This window comes from Psychrobacter sp. 28M-43 (genome assembly GCF_014770435.1).
In the GTDB taxonomy this organism is placed as follows: domain Bacteria; phylum Pseudomonadota; class Gammaproteobacteria; order Pseudomonadales; family Moraxellaceae; genus Psychrobacter.
The window spans coordinates 236,120-254,774 of the sequence record NZ_CP061739.1; the positions used below are offsets into that span (position 1 = coordinate 236,120).

Sequence of the window (18,655 nt, forward strand, 5' to 3'; positions counted from 1 at the left end):
AAATAATGGACGGCGAGGGGGTATCTCTTGCCGTCCTTTTTTATTCAGAATGAAAGTTTGACTTATTAAATTGGATATTCAGTTCAGCTTATGTTTATTTTGAGAGAATAGAGTGATTTTGTTCACTTACTCACGCTCTAATACAATCCCGTCAAAATACCCTCGCATACCACAATGCAGTCTTCTATATTGATCATCCATATCTCTTAATAATAATTGAGTTTTACCCTTATGAAGTGCTGGATATAAGCGTAGCTCAACGTTTTTATCTGATTGATCATCGTTGATGACCCAATGGTTTTCTGACCATATGGCTTTACTCTCTCCCAAATCACAGGTATGAGCATTGGTAAAAATCAAAACGCCCTCGATAATAGAAAGATAAGGTTTATTAGCGACACTATGAATCGATACCGTGTTTTTTGCCTCTCCCGTATCTTCCCAGCGCTGAGTACCTGAATTATATATTGAGATTTGAGATGTTTGAGAAAACTTACCAAAGGCACTTTTTCTCGGTAAATCAGAAGGACTTAACTCATCTGAAAAATTCCAAGCCACACCGTAACTGCTTTGCGCTTCGATATACTCTTTATACTCGCGTATCAGACATTCTTCACTTTTACAGGTATCCCGTTGAAAATTCAGCCATAATTTTTGATCTATAATCACATTGTTTTTATAGCTTTTGCTGTCTTCTTCGTTAGCTGCATTATTGAGATTAGTCCTATACTTCTTTGCCATTACGTTATCAAGCTTAGAAAGCTCAGGACTGTCGCAAACTGTTTTTTCTACCCAGCTAGCAGCTTTGTTGCAATCAAAACTTGCTGAATTTGCATAAGTGGAAAGTAGGCAGGTGCCTAAAATACCGATTGTAGTGATGCATAACTTTTTCATATTACCCTCATTTTTTAGAGCTTGATTGTATTTTAAGAAAGCTACAACCGTGATATATGTGTCATCATCACTTTCTGTAAAAAACGAATCAGTCCATCCATCCTAGCCCAACTAACCAGCCTCATTCATCTACCAACTGCCAATATTTTCCATCGAAATCCAAGGCTCAATAGGTTCTAAGTCTTCGCCATTTTGTAGCAGCTCAATTGAGATGTTATTAGGGTCTTTAACAAAAGCCATATGGCCATCTCTAGGCGGTCTTAATATCTCGATCCCTGCCTGTATAAAGGTGTCGCACTGTGCGTATATGTTATCGACTCTAAAGGCAAAGTGCCCAAAATTATCGCCATTGGTATATTCTCTTTCATCCCAGTTGTGTGTCACCTCAATCTCTGGCGCACCCTCATGCGTTGCTAAAAAATATAAGCTGAATCTGCCTGATTCAGAGTCTTTCTTTCTTAGCAGTTGTAAGCCCATAAGGTCACAATAGAAAAATAACGTTTCTTCTAGTTTGTTGGTTCTAATCATTGCATGTAAGTACTTCATGAAAATACCTTAATATTGATTATTCATAAAAAATGGAGTAATGGTAGGGTGCTTGTTATGCATCATTAATATACAAAATCTCAGATGGCGTATGTATGGTATCAATACCGTTAATTACATAAAGCGCATTTGTGTCAGTAAATTTTTATCAACCAGTGCAAGCAGCACACTCTATAATACTTGCTAGATTAAATCTGATGTCGCAAAATCTTAACCTTCCATCTCTCCAACTAACCATTTTTCAAAATCACTAACTTGCGCTGCCAATTCAGGTTGCGAATTTGCTAGGTCATCGAGCTTGTTTTTAATCTCAAGCTTATTATATTTAACGCCAGTCAATGTATTCTTAAGCAGGTCGATAAGCTCAACATTTAGCGCATCAGAGAAGATGACAACTTCGGTAATCATTGCCTGCTTCACATCCATATGCACATCCATCATGCCCCAATCAAAGCGCGTCTCGATATGATGAGTAAACTCAGGTGTTTTACCAAAGCGCCAATCCCAATCTGCCATTTGCTGATAGTAAGCGTTTAGCGTCGGCTGCTTGGCAAGGCTGGCTTCATCTAACTGCTCAACCTGTGCAGTCTCTCCATGATATTCACAGAACGCTTCGATAATCGCATCAGACAGTATCTCGTGATTGATAGTCTCATTAAAATCTACCAAGTTTGCCACGCGAGCACGCACAGATTTGATGCCTTTCGCTTTAAGCTTTAATGGATGCGGGTTTAGATAGTCGCCAAGCTTTTGCATGTTGGCATTGACCAGCAATGTGCCATGATGAAAGCTGCGATCGGCTGCATGTCTAAATGCGCTGCCCGATATTTTGCGGTCGCCGACCTGCATATCGTTACGACCAGACAGCGTGGCGTCTATGCCGAGTTTTTTAAGCGCATTGATGATGACGATGAAGTTTGCTTCTTGGTCGTAAGCATCACTGGGCGATAAAAAGGTAAAGTTGGTATTACCTAAATCGTGAAACACAGCGCCGCCGCCGCTCTGACGCCGTGCTAAAAATACATCGTCTGCTTCCATCTTATCGGTTTTGCACTCTACCCATGGATTTTGCGAGCGTCCAATAACCACGGTCTCAGAGTTACGCCATAAAAATAGGGTATGAGAGTCGGGATTGAGCGTATTAAATATCCAATCTTCGGTGGCAAGATTAAACCAAGGATTGGTCACAGCAGACTTTAGGATGCGCAGTTTCATGTATTTGACTCTTTAGTAAACTGGGTTGGTGAGTAGGTTTTATGAATAAGTAACACCATTCTTACCGATGCAGGGTTGTAATTCAATGGCTGTCCAACAGGGAGGTTGATTTTATCAGTGGTTTTGTCAGTGGTGAAGACGTTGAGTATATAGAGAAAACGGTGAGAAAATTTCACAGAAGAGGGCGATAAGGTTGATGCTTTAGTTTTAGCGGACGGCAATAAAAGCCAAGCAAAACGCTCAGCTTAATTACAGTTTAAGACAATAAATCTTGAGAGTACTTTGCTCTATTTAGCACAAATCTCCCACTGCGATTTTGTACTAAGATAACATTGCATAACCGCTTTACCAGACTGCGCATAGGCATCACTGACAATACGCTGATTGGTTGGCAGACGATATCTGATGATCGCGGGCTCGTCATTGACGGTGGTCGTCCATCCAGTCACTTCATTACGGTCATTATAGTTTGCGCTGGTAGAGGTTGCCATTTTGCCAAATCCTGGCAGGTTATAGGAGACCTGTCTAAAACTATAACTCATCGCTGCACCCTCAGCGCCCTCATACTGACAGTTTAGCTTTTTTTGCAGTTTATCTTGCTTATAGACATAGCAAGTGGTCTCATCTGAGAACTGACCAACCCCGCAAAAACCGGCCGTTGCAACTGATATCATACCGATAAATAACGCTATCCTTTTCATAACCATTCCTCAATAATTTATAAATCCTACTAATGATGTTTGCCATCTATTTTTTGTATTGCCAAATACTAACCAATACCTTGTAGATAGTAGAAAATTAGTAAACAAATATCAACTAATATATTTTAAGAAAATCTTGAACTGATGTATTAAAGCTACTTTTAACATCAGTATTATTAAGAGTAGCTGTTATAAGGTAGTGATATAAGCAGGGTTTACTATGACCGTGAATCTATTTTTGTAGATATTGAGCTGATTGTTTACTTAAGGATGACTTTGGAGTTCTTTAGTATGTGAATAGAAAGGCGTTGGAATAAGCTAAAGTATAAGAAATATAGGATCAGCGCTGCTTGCTGTATGGTGCTTACTAAAAGGGATTTGACCAAATTTATAAATTATCAAAAGGTGAAAACCTTGAAACTGTACTAAAAAATTAATAAATGGATAAAAACTCACTATAAATTTTATAAAAAATTACCCATCAAACAATTAAAAAGTTATCATCATGAGTTTTTAATTACATGATAATTTTTACAACGCATCAGACGCTTATGACCGACACGAGTTGGCAAACGCAGTCTAAGCGCTTAATAGGATTAACCAATGACCAACCGTGACCTCATCATCTTTGTGACGCTCTCTTTTATGTGGTCACTCTCTTTCGTTTTTTATCGTATTGGTGTCCCTGAGTTTGGCTCATTGGCATTCGCCAGTTTGCGTGTGATATTCGCCGGATTGGTCATGTTGGTATTTGTATTATTAAATAAGAAAAACAGAGTAGGCATCAAGGAGCATTGGAAAATGCTAGCGCTCGTTGGCTTGTTTTCAGCAGCACTGCCTTTTGTGTTGTTCTCGTTTTCCGCGCAGTCAGTGAACGCAGGCGTGCTAGCCGTACTAAATGCCTCTGTGCCGATGATGAGTGGTTTTATCGCTAGAGTCTTCTTTAAAGATAGGCTATCAAAAAAACAAGCACTCGGTTTGGTCATCGGAGTGATTGGGGTAATCATACTGATGAGCGAAAGCTTATTTGGTGGCGGTGAGCCAGGCAAAGGGTTGGTCGAAGGTCTATTACCAATGGGCTACGCGCTATTAGCTTGTGTAGGTTATGCGCTTGGGGCCAACATCACCAAAAACTATCTGTACGAAGTATCGCCAGTCGCTATCACCGCAGGCTCACTCATTATCGGTAGTATCATTATGCTGCCTGTGGCTTTTAATGAGTTCCCTTATGGTAAAGATATCAGCATAAAGGCGTGGGTATCAGTGATCTGTATCGGTGTATTTTCGACAGCCATTGCGCTTATCTTTATGAATCAGCTGATTAAAAACATTGGCCCGACGCGTGCCACTAGTATTACTTTGGTTATTCCAATTTTCGCTATTATTTTAGGGTATCTACTGCTTGGTGAAGCCTTAAATATCCAAGCCATCATCGGTTCAATGGTGATATTGTTTGGTACATATTTGTCATTAGAGCTGTCTGTGAAAAAGATGCTACAACCAAAGAATCCCACGCGGGCGACGTGAGTTTAAGCTACGGTAAACTGTCTTTGTAGCCTGTAATTACAAAGATTCGAATATCTAAATGTTGGTGTTTCTGTTTGTAAATATTGCTTGGAATAATCGCATTTGCCCCCTATAAAGAACTCGGCTTATGAGTAGCGTACTTCGCAAATTATAGAACGATAGCTAAGTGCTACCTACTAATATAAGTGCTATTTATTACCAATAATAGTAAACCCGATAGTAAGGTTTAAAACAATAAACAGGGCTTTTTATGGCACACGATAATTTATTTGAAACCGTCGAAATGGGTACCCAAACCCTAAAAAACCGCATCATTATGGCACCGTTGACGCGTCTGCGTTCGGTTGAGCCAAGTGATGTACCAACAGCACTTGCAAGCGAATATTATTCACAGCGTGCAGGTTCTGGCTTGGTAATCACTGAGGCAACGCAAGTATCTTTCCAAGCGAAAGGCTATGCTGGCGCGCCAGGCGTTCATACCACGGACCAAATCACTGCGTGGAAAACCATCGTGGACAATGTCCATGCTAAAGGTGGCAAAATCGTAGTACAGCTATGGCACACGGGCCTAGTCTCTCATGAGAGCGTACAGCCAGACGGCAAAGCGCCTATCTCTGCTTCTAACGTTGATGTTGGTGTACGTACCTCGCTACGTGACAGCGATAACCAAGCCATTCGTGTAGATGCAACGCCGCCTCGTCCAGCCACACTTGAAGAAATCAAGCAAGTTATCGCTGACTTTGGTCAAGCAACTAAGAACGCTAAAGAAGCGGGTTTTGATGGTGTAGAGATTCATGGTGCTCACGGTTACCTATTGCATCAGTTCTGGGTTGAGCAAACCAACCAACGTGATGATGAATACGGCGGTAGCCGCGAAAACCGTGCACGCTTGACGCTTGATGTTATCGATGCGTGCGTAGACGCTTGGGATGCAGATCATGTTGGTATTCGTATTTCACCACTTGGTACGTTCAACAACGTAGAAGCTGGATATAACGAAGACGAAAATATCTGGATGATTGAGCAGATTAACAAACGCGGAATCATGTATCTGCATCTGTCAGAGCCAGATTGGGCAGGTGGTACGCCGTATAGCGAAGACTTCCGTAAGCGTGTGCGTGCGGCTTTTGATCAAATGATTATCGCAGCTGGTGGCTACACTGCCGAAAAAGCAGAGCAAAATGTAAAAGCGGGCTATATTGATGCTGTTGCCTTTGGCCGTGACTATATCGCCAACCCTGACTTGGCTGAGCGTATCCAAAAAGGCGCGCCACTCAATGAGCAGCATCCAGAGTCTTTCTATGGTGGCGGTGCTGAAGGTTATACCGACTATCCATTTTTAGACCAAGCGTAATAGTTGGATTTTTGGCTAAATAACGCAACATAAAAAAGCCGCTTAACTATCGATAGTTGAGCGGCTTTTTTTATGCGTAGATTTTCATTATTTACCGAAAATGCCTATTTGATAATCACGAAAGGTTTGACGTAGTTCTTCTTGAGTATTCATGACAAAGGGGCCATGACCTGCGACTGGCTCACCGATTGGCTCGCCGCTTAGCAGTAGCAATTTGATAGGAGTGTCGTCATCGCTAGTTGTAGGGTAGGTCAATTCGATAGTATCAGTAGCAGGTGATGATGGATGTTCAGATTGAGTGCCTACATGATTTCGAATAGGCGCTGAAAATTCTATCAAACTCCCTGCGCTGACGGCTGTACCGTTGACCAATACTTGACCTTCTTGTACCAGCAGTAGGGTGTTGTGCGTTTTCGGCGCTTGTAGCGTGGTTGTACCTGCTGTATGTAGCTCAATATCCCACATATTGACTGGCGTAAAGGTCGTTGCTGCTCCCGTTATCCCATGCCAGTCACCGGCAATAATGGCAGCTTGGCCGATGACAGTTTGCTCGTCGCTATCGTCTATCAGATCAACGATAGGCATGTCAGCACGTTTGATAGATTGATATTTGGGGTCGGTCAGTTTGTAGGCGCTTGGCAAGTTGACCCATAACTGCACCATGCTAAAGACGCCGCCACGTTGACCAAAGGCTTCAGAGTGGAACTCTTCGTGCAGAATACCGCGACCCGCAGTCATCCACTGTACATCACCTTCTAAAATATCGCCGCGCCCACCTGTCGAGTCTGCATGACTAATCTCACCTGAATAAGCGATGGTTACGGTTTCAAAACCTTTGTGTGGATGCAGTCCAACACCATGCGGTTGCAGCTTATAATCAGGATTGGGTGAAAAGGTCGTAGGCTTACCGTAGTCAAATAGTAAAAAAGGATCGGTATGGCTATAGTTGAAATCAGGATTGTCATCGAGATGATTGATTAGGGTTTTTACAAAAAAACCGTCACCTACCCAATGCGGCTTTTTATCACCATGAATATGCTTGATTGGACGCATGGATTACCTCATAAGTCTAAGTGGCATTACTATCAATAGGATGAATGCCTTAGGTTAATTCTACTATAAAAATAGACTTATGTTGTGTTTATTCTCATTGCTCTTTAAGATTACTGTCTAAAACCATTCAACTATCATCAAACATACTGTCAGCCATTATCTGAGTAGTAGTCAATTATTCAAATGCTAACAGACACTAAAGCCACTATTATCGCTATAAATAGGGAGGCCATGGATGTTATTAAACGACTTCACCACTGACAAAACCACTGGCCCAAGCCCATTGAAAATTATAGCCGCCAAGCCAGCCAGTCACGTCGAGCACCTCACCGATAAAGTACAAGCCATCTTGCAAGTTGCTTTGCATTGTTTTGGAAGATACCTCGTCAGTAGTGACGCCGCCGCGTGTGACCTCAGCGGTACGGTAGCCTTCTGTACCAGAGGGCTTGAGCTGCCAGCCATTGAGCGTAGCCCCAAGTTCTGTAAGGCGCTCGTCTTTAATGTTGGCAAGTTCTGTATCTTTGATGTCTTCCCACAGATGCGTCTGTAGCGCTGCTAATAGCTTCTTGGGTAGCGCATTGTCTGTGTTTTCTGCCAATACGGTACGAATTAGTTGGCGTGGATGCGATTTTTTGCGAGCAAGTAAAAGTTCAGTGACGTCTATTTCAGGCAACAGATTGATACTGATGGTTTCGCCAGTCTGCCAATAGTTGGATAGCTGTAGCATGGCAGGGCCAGAGAGACCGCGATGGGTAAATAAGACGGGCAATTTAAAAGAGATACGCTCGTTACTGGCAATAACTGGCAGACTGATACCAGCCAAGGCATGAATAAGCTCGCCTGTTTTATCAGTGAAAGTAAACGGCACGAGACTGGCGTCAGTAGGCACGAGCGTATGTCCGAACTGCTGTGCCAACTCATAGCCGATACCACTTGCTCCCATGGTCGGGATAGACAGGCCACCAGTAGCGACCACCAAAGACTCACAGCTATAGCGTTTTTGCGCGGACTGAGTGCCGCTCGCGATGTCTTTTTTACCAAGCTTTTTGCTCGTCGTTAGATAAAAGCGTTCGCCGTTATCATGAGCAGCAGTTTTAACATGATCAATTTGAGCATTAAGCTTTACTTGTACGCCTACGGCCGCGCATTCATCTAGCAGCATAGATAAGATATCTTGTGCCGAGTCGTCACAGAATAGCTGACCATGTTCGCGCTCATGGTAGGCAATCTTATGCGACTCTACCATGCCGATAAACTCCCAACTCGGGTAACGACTCAGCGCCGATTTGCAGAAGTGGGGATTGGCACCGATAAAATGCTCAGGCTCCACAAAGTAATTGGTGAAATTACAGCGACCACCACCCGACATCAAAATCTTTTTGCCAGCTTTATTGGCATGATCCAACACCAATACGCGGCGACCGCGGCGACCAGCAGTCAGTGCGCAATACAATCCTGAAGCACCAGCACCGATGATGACGACGTCATAGTGATTATCAATGGATTTCTTAACTGACGATGGATTACCCGCTGATGAATTGCTTGGCTTAACTGGCTTTGCTTGTTTTGGCATTTGACTCATGATGATGACTTATAGAGTAGGTTTGGATAGACGATATAAAGTAGCTAATTATACCATGGCAATAATGGCGGTGTTTTTAGGTGAGTAATATAAATAGCTTTTGCCGCTTGCTATAAATCATTGAATAACTTTGATTTTTCTATAGACAATAATTCATGGTTGGTATAATGTGAATATATGAATATTATTCGCTACTACTGCTGCCATATTGATTGCTTACTAAAACGCTAGTCGTTTTGATACAAAGAAAATGAATTTCTTTACAAGTAGTTGATGAAAAAGTCAGTCGATTGAACCGCTTATTCAAACATTGTCACGGATGATAATGTTAAGACAAAAGGGACTTTATGGATATCCTACAACTGCTCATTAGCGGGATTGCTAATGGTTGTATCTATGGGCTGTTAGCGCTGGGTTTTGTACTCATTTACAAAGCTTCAGAAGCGGTCAATTTCGCCCAAGGCGACATGCTTATGCTCGGTGCCTTTTTGGGCATATCTTTCATCAATGCCGATCAGGCAAACCTTCCCTTCTTATTAGGCATCACCTTTGCTGCTGTGATCATGGGTGCATTTGGCTACTTACTAGATCGCTTTATCCTACGTGGTATTTTTGGTCAACCGCAATTTGCGATGGTCATCCTGACCATCTCGCTTGGTTTCCTAATGCGCTTTGTCGCTGGTGTCATCTGGGGACATAGCCCAGTCTCATTACAGACACCATTTTCAGGCAAGATGTTGGCATTAGGCTCGCTGAGTATCGCTTATGTTGACATCATTATCATCATATCTACTATCGCATTAACCTCCATTTTGTACTTCTTTTTTGCCCACACGCGACTTGGTATTGCGATGCAAGCCAGCAGTCAAAACCAAATGGCAGCCTACTATATGGGTATTCCCGTCAAGCGGGTCAATGGTATCGTTTGGGCTTTGTCAGGAGTGGTTGCCGCACTTGCCGGCATACTATTTGCGGCCAAAGGTGCCATTGAACCTTCTGTCGGATTACTGTTCGGTATCAAGGCCTTTGCCGCTGCGGTAATCGGTGGCTTAGGCTCCTTGCCTGGTGCGCTGGCAGGCGGATTGCTAGTAGGGGTGATAGAGCCCTTTGCTGGTCGTTATCTACCGCTAGGTCTTAGTCAAATTGCGCCTTATGTGGTTATGTTGATCGTACTAATCGTACGTCCGGGCGGTATTTTTTCTCAGGTCAAACAGAAAAAAGTATAGAAGCTTTGATCCAAGGAAGCTTTGATTCAAGGATGACAAAGCGGCCTCCAAATCTTTTCAAGGATGAGTACTGCCCATGAAAGCTCAGTTTAAACACAGCTATGATCAAGATATCAATATCTTCGATGACAAAAGCCAACTCATAAAGTATGGCGTGCTTCTCTTGCTACTACTAATGGCGCCTTGGTTGTTGAGCAACTATTACATCAGTGAGCTTAGCGCCATATTGATTTGGTCTATCTCTGGATTGGGTCTGATGCTCTTGACCGGGCACACCGGACAGGTCAGCTTAGGTCATGCCGCCTTTATGGCGATAGGGGCATTTAGCCATATGGCACTGATGGCTCGAGGGTGGAATTTTTTCCCTGCTTTGATTGCCTGCGCACTCATCACTGGGGTTATCGGCGCTATCATTGCCAGACCTATCCTACGAACTAGCGGTATCTATTTAGCCATCGCAACCTTAGCGCTTAGTATTATCGTCGAGGACATCGCTATCGTGGCTGAGCCTATTACTGGCGGCATCTCTGGTACCTTTGCTTCTCCCATTAACCTCTTTGGCTACACCATCGATCGTTATATCACGCCAAAAGCATTTTATTACTTATGCCTCGCGCTCGTGGTGCTAGTTACCTTAGGGTATATCAACTTACTCAGAAGTGGCACAGGACGATCGTTCTTAGCCATCAGAGACAGCGAAGTATCCGCCCGCGCGCTTGGCGTCAATGTACCGCAAGCCAAAACGCTAGCTTTTAGCATATCTTGCGCGATTACCGCTATTGGCGGCGCTATGTACGGGCATTTTGTGCAAGCGGTCAATTATGAGAGCTTCACCGTTATCATCTCTATCACCATCCTACTGCAAATTGTCATTGGCGGTTTGGGCTCCATACATGGTGCGTTTTTTGGTGCTGTCGTCGTTGTCTTATTGCCACAAGTGATTGCTATCTTGGGCGATATGGTTGGTCAAGGTGCGGGCTCTAGTATCACCAGTATTCCTGGTATTGATACGGCGCTGTTTGCCTTAGTTATTGTCATCATGATCATCTATGAGCCACGCGGTATATACGGTATTTGGATCAAGATACGGACTTGGTTTCAGATGTTTCCGTTATATCGAAAAGGACTGTTTCGCCGTTCTAAAACTTATCTTAAAACGGAGCGTATGCGATGAGCTTATTAAAAGTTGACTCCTTATCTATCGCGTTCGGTGGTGTGAAAGCCGTTGATGACATTAGCTTTGAGGTAAACGAGGGCGAGGTATTCACTATCGTAGGACCTAATGGCGCTGGTAAATCTACGATTTTTAACTTAATCAGTCGCTTGTACGAGCCGCTTAGTGGTCGTATTACCTTTGATGACACTAATATTACCAAGCTACCTGCTCACGATATCGCAAAACTGGGTATCGCCCGTACTTTTCAAAACATTGAGTTATTTGATCACTCAAGCGTGCTTCAAAACCTACTTATCGGCCGCCATTCACAACGCAATACGTCATGGATACAGGACTTATTGTTTTTGCCAAAGGTGCGCCGTAGCGAGCGCGAGCATCGTTTGCAAGTTGAAAAAATCATAGATTTTTTAGAGTTAGCGCCTTATCGAGATAAGTTGATTGCAGGTTTGCCTTACGGTATTAGAAAGGTGGTTGAGATTGCGCGCGCACTAGCCGCTAACCCCAAGCTTATTTTGCTCGATGAGCCAGCCTCTGGTCTTAGCGTAGAGGAGACGTCCGAGATGGCATGGTGGATTGAGGATATGCAGAAAGATCTTGGCTTGACTATCTTGATGGTAGAGCATGACATGAGTCTTGTGAATCGCGTATCAGATCGCGTATTGGCCGTCGCTGAAGGGAAATTTTTGGCTCAGGGCACGGCAGCTGAGGTACAAGCCAATCCACAGGTTATTGAAGCCTATCTTGGACAGGAGAGTGTGTAATGTCAGCTATTAAAAAGCCGCTATCCTCTGCCGCGCCAGCCACTGAAATGAACTTGGTCGACTCCGAAGTAAAAAACAACGTGCTTGAGGTGCGAAATCTAGAATCCGCTTATGGTCCAGTGATGGCATTGAGAGGCGTGAGTCTAGAGGTGCCGGAAGGCAAAGTGGTCACGATTTTGGGTGCGAATGGGGCGGGCAAGACGACGCTAATGAAAACCATCTCGGGGGTTATCAATCCTCGCAAGGGCGCAGTATGGTTCCACGGAGAGCGTATCGATGGTACTGAACCTGATCGCTTGGTCAAAAAAGGACTGTCGCACGTACCCGAAGGGCGCGAGGTATTTCCTTTTTTGAATGTCGCCGAAAATTTAGCGATGGGCGCTTATACTCGGCGTGACAAGTCTGAGATACAGCGTGATGTCGAGATGATATATGAGTATTTTCCTATTCTAAAAGATCGCCGTACACAAGCAGCGGGCACGATGTCTGGTGGTCAGCAGCAGATGCTCGCTATCGGTCGAGGGTTAATGTCACGACCATCTCTTATGCTACTCGATGAGCCATCTCTTGGACTGTCTCCATTATTGGTACAGGAGATATTTGCCATTATTCGACGATTAAATAAAGAACAAGGCGTCACTATTCTACTGGTTGAACAAAACGCCAGAGTTGCCTTGGCAGCAGCGGATTACGGTTACGTGTTAGAAACAGGGCGTATTGTCATGGCAGGCTCAGCGGACAAATTAATGCACTCTGATGATATTAAAGAGTTCTATTTGGGACAAACCAAAGATAACACTGCGGAAGCCACTCGGTGGAAACGCAAAAAGACTTGGCGATAATAATCATGACGACCTCTATTGATATTGATGTTAATACTGAAAATAATACTTCACTTTCTCCTACGGATGCGGCAGACATGAAAGAAACATCTGCCGCGCCAGTATCGTCTCACGATAATTCTAAAAATTATGATTACGATACGGGTCGAAAGATACACAACGCGCCTTTCGATCATCCGCCTCAAATCCTAGAAGGGTGTGATACGTTGAGCAAACTTTGGCGACAAGTTTGCTTGAGCCGAGGCGACAGGATTGCTCATCGCGAAAAGAGCTTTGGTATTTGGCAGAGTTATAGTTGGCTAGACTATTACCATCATAGCTGCGATATCGGCATGGCACTCGTCGAGCTTGGCCTGAGTAAAGGCGATACTGTCTCTATCTTGAGCGAAGACAATAAAGAATGGCTTTATTTTGATATGGGTGTCTGCGGCGTAGGCGGAATACCCAACGGTGTCTATACGACAGACAGTCCCGAGCAGCTTGCTTATATCCTAAATGATAGCCACTCAAAGTTTTTGATTGTAGAAAATGATGAGCAATTACATAAGTTTTTAGAGATTCGTGAACAGACGCCTAACGTTAAAAAAGTCATTGTCCTTGACCGTAAAGGTTTGCGTAGCCTAGAGGATGATCAGGTTGTTTTCCTCGATGAGCTATACACGATTGGTCGAAGTATTGATAACGCAAGAGAGCGTTTTAGCGATTATATCGATCAAGGCACATCTAATGACATACGTACTTTAATCTATACTTCTGGCACAACAGGCAATCCAAAAGGTGCGATTTTAACGCACGCCAATGTCCTCTTTGAGCTCAAAACAAGCATAGATATCCTCCCTATATTGCCCACTGATGAGCAGCTGTGTTTTCTGCCTTTATGCCATGTACTCGAACGTTTAACGTCAGTAGATCTGCCTATCCATCGAGGCTGTATTGTTAACTTTGCTGAGAGTACAGAGACGGTATTTGAGAATATGAAAGAAGTCTCACCTGATACCTTTACCGCTGTGCCCAGACTGTGGGAAAAAATGTACGCCTCTATCAGTAATATGCGTAGCGACGCCAGTGCACTCAATGGCTGGGCTTTTGATCAGGCCATAAAAGCAGGCCATGACTACGCTGATATCGTGATGGCAGGCAATACTCCTACGACAGGTCAACGACTGCGTTACGAGTTTTGGAACAGACTGGTACTATATAAAATCCGTGACCTTATAGGTATGAGCAATATTCGTCGTGCCACTACGGGTGCTGCGCCCATATCGCTAGATATTATCCGCTGGTTTCATGCGATAGGGGTGCCTATCTATGAAGGCTATGGCATGACCGAAAGTGCGGGCGTGATATCGGTCAATACGCCTGAAGCACAGATGGCTGGCAGTGTAGGCAAGGCACTACCAGACTCTGAAGTCCGTATCGCCGATAATGGGGAGATACTCGTAAGAGGGGCTAACGTGTTTGCAGGTTACTGGAATAAGCCAGAAAAAACCGCTGAGGACTTACGTGATGGCTGGCTACATACTGGCGATGTCGGTGAGATAAAAGAGGGCTATATATTCATCACGGGTCGTATCAAGGACATCATTATCACCGCAGGCGGCAAAAATGTCACACCAGCTGCGATTGAAAGCAAACTTAAATTCTCACCTTATATCTCAGATGCGGTCGTCATTGGCGATAAGCGAAAGTATTTGACTTGTCTGATCATGATAGATCAAGAAAACGTCGAAAAATATGCGCAAGACAATCAAGTGATGTTTTCTGATTTTCGCTCGTTGTGCCATGCGCCAGAAGTCATCGCCTTGATAGATGACGTTGTACAGTCTGCTAATGAAACCCTAGCTCAGGTAGAAACCATAAAGCAATTCAGGCTTATAGATGTGCTGCTCAGTCCTGAAGATGACGAATTGACCGCGACGATGAAATTGAAAAGAAACTTGGTTGAGAAAAAGCATCATGCTCTCATCGACTCTATGTACTGATCTAGCTCTTTATCACAGTTTAGCTTAGTACCGTTCAGCTTTTTTGAAGTCGTCTCAACCTCGTAAGTATTAATCTCAAGAGCATCAAACTAACAGCGACGGAGTCGCAAGGAGAAAGGCAATGAAATGGACATTCAAGACCACGCTACTAGCACTCACAGTCGGTACGATGGGTCTAGTGGGGTGTAGTGATCCAGAAACGACCGCAGCGACGGGCACTGATACTGAGGCTGCTACATCTACTTCTACAAGTGACATGCCAGTACAGGGCGTGACCGATACTGAGATTATCTTAGGCGGTGCAAATGATTTATCGGGTCCGTTTGCTGGATTTGGTAATCCTGCCGTCGCCGCAGCCAATATGTATTTTGATGAAGTGAATGCGGCAGGCGGGGTCAATGGTCGAAAGATTCGCTATATCGTCGAGGACCATTCTTATCAAGTACCAAAGGCCGTACAGTCTGCGAACAAATTGGTCAGCCGCGATAAAGTGTTTGCCATGCTGATGTCGCTTGGCACACCGCACAACTTAGCGAGCTTCCCTATTATGGATCGCGCCAATGTTCCTAGTATCATGCCGCTCACTTTTGCGCGAGCCATGCAAGAAGAAGGGGATTTCAATCGTCGCTATACCGCTGGTAGTACCTATTATGATTCAATAAAGTTAGGTATGGAGTACCTTATTGCCGAAAACAAAGTTAGCAATTTATGTGTCATGTATATCCCATCAGATTATGGTGAAGAGACCAATGAGGCGGCTAAGGATATCAGCGATAACAATCCTAACGTCACCCTCGTTCAGTCCAGCTCACATCGTCCTGATGAAACAGACTTTGCTGGGGCAATGGCCAAGTTAAAAGACGCTAAATGTGAGCTTATTGCCTTATCTTTAACCATTCGCGGTGCTATTACAGCGGTAGGTACGGCAAATGCTATGGGCTGGAGTGATGTGAAATTTATCGCTCCTGTCACTGGTTTCCATCCTGCAGTTGCAGCGGCACCAGGTGGCGCAAGTGAAGGCCTATACTCTGTGTCGTACTATAATGATTTGGCACTAAGAGCGAATGAACCTGAGACTAAGGCTTGGGTTGAGAAGTTTGAAAAAGCCACAGGAGAGGAAGTATCAGCAGGTGCTATTCTTGGTTATCTAGCTGCCAAAGTAACCGTTGACGGTCTATCCGCAGCAGGTCCTGATCTAAATGCTGACACTTTCAATAAGGGTCTTGAGACTGTCAGTTTTGTCGATGGCGTTACAGGATCTACAGTTGCCATCACGCCTGAGAGCCATGTCGCGATTAATGATATCTACTTGTCACAAGTACAAAATGGTCAATGGAAAACGGTGACGCAGCTTAAATAATACATCCTAGGTGTTTAGAGAATTTTGGATAGCAGCAAGCCATACATAAGTATGGCTTGTGTCGTTTATACGCTTTGGGCTTGGTAATAATTTTATTTTATATGTTAACTATTTTATGATTATTTATAAGTCCAAAACCCTTCTTAATACAAAATAAGCCATGAGCTACAAACAATAGAAATTGACTAGAGTGATGAGTCAACTTCCTTATAGCGACTAGATTATTTGTGCCTAAACATACAGATGTACAGTGAAATTGTTATGTTTGGCTTTTGATGTCTTGCAACCGTCACGCTTATTTGTCAAACTAACGATGAGTGTCACACATTATGGAAGATGACTCTTATCGCTTACATGGGGCGCGTCATAGACGTTTATCCGTGTAAGTCATAATAATTAAAAGGGACCCAACACTATGACTCAGAAATCATTTCCTATCTCAGCCGAGTTTATGGCTGCTGCCAATACCACACCTGATAAGTACCTTACAGACTACCAGCAATCTATCGAATCACCCGAAGCCATTGATGCTTTTTGGGCGAAGCGTGCTGAGCTAATCGACTGGATAAAAAAGCCGACCAAAGTCAGTAACGTCAATTATGACTTAGATGATTTTCGCATCAAGTGGTTTGAAGATGGTGAGCTGAACATTTCAGTCAACTGTCTTGATCGTCACCTCGAAGAAAACCCATACAAGCCTGCTATCATCTGGGAAGGTGATCACCCTTCACTGCACAAAATCATTTCTTTTAAAGAGCTACATGAAGCTGTCTGCCGTTTGGGTAATTCATTGCGCAAGCTTGGCGTTGTAAAAGGTGACCGCGTAACGCTATATATGCCGATGATACCGGAAGCTATGGTAGCGATGCTGGCATGTGCGCGTATCGGTGCGGTGCATTCAGTGGTGTTTGGTGGTTTTTCTGCCGAGAGTCTGGGCAATCGCTTGATAGATAGTCGCTCAAAAGTTGTTATTACCGCTGACGAAGGTTTACGTGGCGGCAAGCACACACCGCTTAAAGCCAATGTCGATCACGCACTCGACATGGATGGTACTGAGAGTGTCGAAAAAGTCATCGTCGTTCATCGTACGGGTAACTCTATACCGATGAGTGGCCGCCGTGATGTGTGGTATCACAATTTGGTCGATGGTCAATCAGAGATCTGCGAGCCTGAAGTCATGAACGCCGAAGACCCGCTATTCTTGTTATACACCTCTGGTTCTACAGGTAAGCCAAAAGGTGTAGTGCATACTACAGGCGGCTATATCACCTATGCTATCTCAACGTTCCGTGATGTGTTTGATATCAAAGAAGATGACGTCTATTGGTGTACGGCAGATGTGGGCTGGATTACTGGTCACACGTATTCAACCTATGCACCACTGGCCAATGGCACGACAACGGTAATGTTTGAAGGTGTACCAGAGCATCCAACATGGGCACGTATCGGTCATATTATTGATAAGCATGACGTGACTATCCTATACACTGCACCAACAGCCATTCGAGCAATGATGAAAGAGGGCGATGCTTTCGTTCGAGAGTCGGATCGTTCTAGTTTGCGTCTGCTAGGGTCAGTCGGTGAGCCCATCAACCCAGAAGCGTGGGACTGGTATTACAATGTCGTCGGTGATGGTAAATGTCCTATCGTCGATACATGGTGGCAGACCGAGACTGGTGGTATCTTAATGGCGCCAATACCAGGCACGGTCGATCTCAAACCGGGCGCGGCAATGACACCGCTATATGGCGTCAAACCAGAAGTCGTCGATAGTGATGGTGCGATTTTAGAAGGCCCTGCAGAAGGCAATTTGGTGATCAGTAGCGGTTGGCCGGGGCAGATGCGTACCATCTACAATGATCATCCACGCTTTTTGAAGACTTACTTTAGCGATTATCCGGGTCATTATTTCACAGGTGATGGCGCTCAGCGTGATGAAGATGGGCATTACTGGATTACCGGTCGTGTCGATGATGTACTCAACGTGGCAGGGCATCGCTTAGGCACAGCAGAGATTGAAAGCGCCGTGGTTGCGCATCCTGCAACTGCTGAAGCTGCGATCGTCGGTATGCCGCATGAGATACGCGGTACAGGTATCTGTGCATTTATCATTCTAAAGTCAGGTGAAGAAAAGACCGACGATCTAAAAGCAGAATTAAAACGCCATGTGCGTGCCGAGATTGGACCAATTGCGACTTTAGATGCCATCTATATGGTCGATGCACTACCAAAAACGCGCTCAGGAAAAATCATGCGCCGTATCTTGCGTAACCTTGCAGCAGGGCAATATGTGGGACTGGGTGACCTATCTACGCTTGCCGATAGCTCGGTGATTAATGACTTGGTCGAAGAAGTAAAAGCAGGCCGCGGAGAGTAGGTCAGTCTGCTAACGACCCTGTATTGTTAAGGATAGTTATTCAGTACTAGCCATTAAT

The 18,655-nt window shown here is 44.2% G+C and carries 15 protein-coding genes; 9 read left to right on the top strand and 6 right to left on the bottom strand.

Translation table 11 applies throughout. The features are described 5' to 3' along the window. Positions 1–126 precede the first annotated feature (126 nt). From IEE84_RS01040 to IEE84_RS01055, 4 genes are all read right to left on the bottom strand, one after another. Entirely contained in the window at positions 127–894 is a 768-nt protein-coding gene (locus IEE84_RS01040; protein ID WP_191114584.1) for a lysozyme inhibitor LprI family protein, read from the bottom strand. Between the two features lie 129 nt (positions 895–1,023). Beyond that, entirely contained in the window at positions 1,024–1,440 is a 417-nt protein-coding gene (locus tag IEE84_RS01045; protein WP_191114585.1) for a VOC family protein, read from the bottom strand. 210 nt (positions 1,441–1,650) lie between these two features. Continuing rightward, positions 1,651–2,655, bottom strand: a complete 1,005-nt coding sequence (locus IEE84_RS01050) for a lipoate--protein ligase (RefSeq protein WP_191114586.1) — start codon at positions 2,653–2,655, stop codon at positions 1,651–1,653. A gap of 287 nt (positions 2,656–2,942) precedes the next feature. Beyond that, on the bottom strand, positions 2,943–3,356 hold the full coding sequence (locus IEE84_RS01055) for a hypothetical protein (protein ID WP_165597771.1): 414 nt from the start codon (positions 3,354–3,356) through the stop codon (positions 2,943–2,945). 603 nt (positions 3,357–3,959) lie between these two features. On the opposite strand from IEE84_RS01055, the gene IEE84_RS01060 reads away from it, so the two are divergent. Together IEE84_RS01060 and nemA are read left to right on the top strand one after the other, a co-directional pair. Next, the gene (locus IEE84_RS01060) at positions 3,960–4,883 is read left to right on the top strand and encodes a DMT family transporter (RefSeq protein ID WP_191114587.1); all 924 of its coding nucleotides are present in this window, start codon (positions 3,960–3,962) and stop codon (positions 4,881–4,883) included. A gap of 250 nt (positions 4,884–5,133) precedes the next feature. Then, complete coding sequence (gene nemA / locus IEE84_RS01065; RefSeq protein ID WP_191114588.1) at positions 5,134–6,237, top strand: alkene reductase; 1,104 nt, start codon at positions 5,134–5,136, stop codon at positions 6,235–6,237. An 87-nt stretch (positions 6,238–6,324) separates the two neighbouring features. Here nemA and IEE84_RS01070 read toward each other — a convergent pair whose 3' ends face one another. Both IEE84_RS01070 and IEE84_RS01075 read right to left on the bottom strand, forming a co-directional pair. Continuing rightward, positions 6,325–7,290, bottom strand: coding sequence for a pirin family protein (locus IEE84_RS01070; protein ID WP_191114589.1), 966 nt, complete (start codon positions 7,288–7,290; stop codon positions 6,325–6,327). A 241-nt stretch (positions 7,291–7,531) separates the two neighbouring features. Continuing rightward, complete coding sequence (locus IEE84_RS01075; protein ID WP_191114590.1) at positions 7,532–8,872, bottom strand: BaiN/RdsA family NAD(P)/FAD-dependent oxidoreductase; 1,341 nt, start codon at positions 8,870–8,872, stop codon at positions 7,532–7,534. A 347-nt stretch (positions 8,873–9,219) separates the two neighbouring features. Between IEE84_RS01075 and IEE84_RS01080 the strand changes: the two genes are divergently transcribed. The 7 genes from IEE84_RS01080 (at position 9,220) to acs (ending at position 18,597) form a co-directional block, all read left to right on the top strand. After that, entirely contained in the window at positions 9,220–10,098 is an 879-nt protein-coding gene (locus tag IEE84_RS01080) for a branched-chain amino acid ABC transporter permease (RefSeq protein ID WP_057758078.1), read from the top strand. 76 nt (positions 10,099–10,174) lie between these two features. Beyond that, complete coding sequence (locus IEE84_RS01085) at positions 10,175–11,272, top strand: branched-chain amino acid ABC transporter permease (protein WP_057758081.1); 1,098 nt, start codon at positions 10,175–10,177, stop codon at positions 11,270–11,272. Further along, positions 11,269–12,036, top strand: a complete 768-nt coding sequence (locus IEE84_RS01090; RefSeq protein ID WP_191114591.1) for an ABC transporter ATP-binding protein — start codon at positions 11,269–11,271, stop codon at positions 12,034–12,036. The genes IEE84_RS01085 and IEE84_RS01090 overlap by 4 nt, the downstream gene beginning before the upstream one ends. Continuing rightward, entirely contained in the window at positions 12,036–12,878 is an 843-nt protein-coding gene (locus tag IEE84_RS01095; RefSeq protein WP_228724810.1) for an ABC transporter ATP-binding protein, read from the top strand. The genes IEE84_RS01090 and IEE84_RS01095 overlap by 1 nt, the downstream gene beginning before the upstream one ends. Positions 12,879–12,883: 5 nt before the next feature. Next, positions 12,884–14,860, top strand: coding sequence for an AMP-dependent synthetase/ligase (locus tag IEE84_RS01100; RefSeq protein WP_191114592.1), 1,977 nt, complete (start codon positions 12,884–12,886; stop codon positions 14,858–14,860). Positions 14,861–14,981: 121 nt separating this feature from the next. Further along, positions 14,982–16,220 carry an ABC transporter substrate-binding protein gene (locus IEE84_RS01105; protein ID WP_191114593.1) on the top strand — a complete coding sequence of 413 codons (1,239 nt, stop codon included), beginning with the start codon at positions 14,982–14,984 and terminating at the stop codon, positions 16,218–16,220. A 415-nt stretch (positions 16,221–16,635) separates the two neighbouring features. Further along, positions 16,636–18,597, top strand: a complete 1,962-nt coding sequence (gene acs, locus IEE84_RS01110) for an acetate--CoA ligase (protein ID WP_165597556.1) — start codon at positions 16,636–16,638, stop codon at positions 18,595–18,597. The last annotated feature ends 58 nt before the right edge of the window (positions 18,598–18,655 follow it).

Bases quoted from the DNA above. Each gene is read 5' to 3' on its own strand.
- IEE84_RS01095 (WP_228724810.1), top strand. From the start codon at position 12,036: ATGTCAGCTATTAAAAAGCCGCTATCCTCTGCCGCGCCAGCCACTGAA.
- IEE84_RS01055 (WP_165597771.1), bottom strand. From the start codon at position 3,356: ATGAAAAGGATAGCGTTATTTATCGGTATGATATCAGTTGCAACGGCC.
- IEE84_RS01100 (WP_191114592.1), top strand. From the start codon at position 12,884: ATGACGACCTCTATTGATATTGATGTTAATACTGAAAATAATACTTCA.
- IEE84_RS01070 (WP_191114589.1), bottom strand. From the start codon at position 7,290: ATGCGTCCAATCAAGCATATTCATGGTGATAAAAAGCCGCATTGGGTA.
- acs (WP_165597556.1), top strand. From the start codon at position 16,636: ATGACTCAGAAATCATTTCCTATCTCAGCCGAGTTTATGGCTGCTGCC.
- IEE84_RS01080 (WP_057758078.1), top strand. From the start codon at position 9,220: ATGGATATCCTACAACTGCTCATTAGCGGGATTGCTAATGGTTGTATC.
- IEE84_RS01090 (WP_191114591.1), top strand. From the start codon at position 11,269: ATGAGCTTATTAAAAGTTGACTCCTTATCTATCGCGTTCGGTGGTGTG.
- IEE84_RS01060 (WP_191114587.1), top strand. From the start codon at position 3,960: ATGACCAACCGTGACCTCATCATCTTTGTGACGCTCTCTTTTATGTGG.
- IEE84_RS01105 (WP_191114593.1), top strand. From the start codon at position 14,982: ATGAAATGGACATTCAAGACCACGCTACTAGCACTCACAGTCGGTACG.
- IEE84_RS01075 (WP_191114590.1), bottom strand. From the start codon at position 8,872: ATGAGTCAAATGCCAAAACAAGCAAAGCCAGTTAAGCCAAGCAATTCA.
- IEE84_RS01045 (WP_191114585.1), bottom strand. From the start codon at position 1,440: ATGAAGTACTTACATGCAATGATTAGAACCAACAAACTAGAAGAAACG.
- IEE84_RS01085 (WP_057758081.1), top strand. From the start codon at position 10,175: ATGAAAGCTCAGTTTAAACACAGCTATGATCAAGATATCAATATCTTC.
- nemA (WP_191114588.1), top strand. From the start codon at position 5,134: ATGGCACACGATAATTTATTTGAAACCGTCGAAATGGGTACCCAAACC.
- IEE84_RS01050 (WP_191114586.1), bottom strand. From the start codon at position 2,655: ATGAAACTGCGCATCCTAAAGTCTGCTGTGACCAATCCTTGGTTTAAT.
- IEE84_RS01040 (WP_191114584.1), bottom strand. From the start codon at position 894: ATGAAAAAGTTATGCATCACTACAATCGGTATTTTAGGCACCTGCCTA.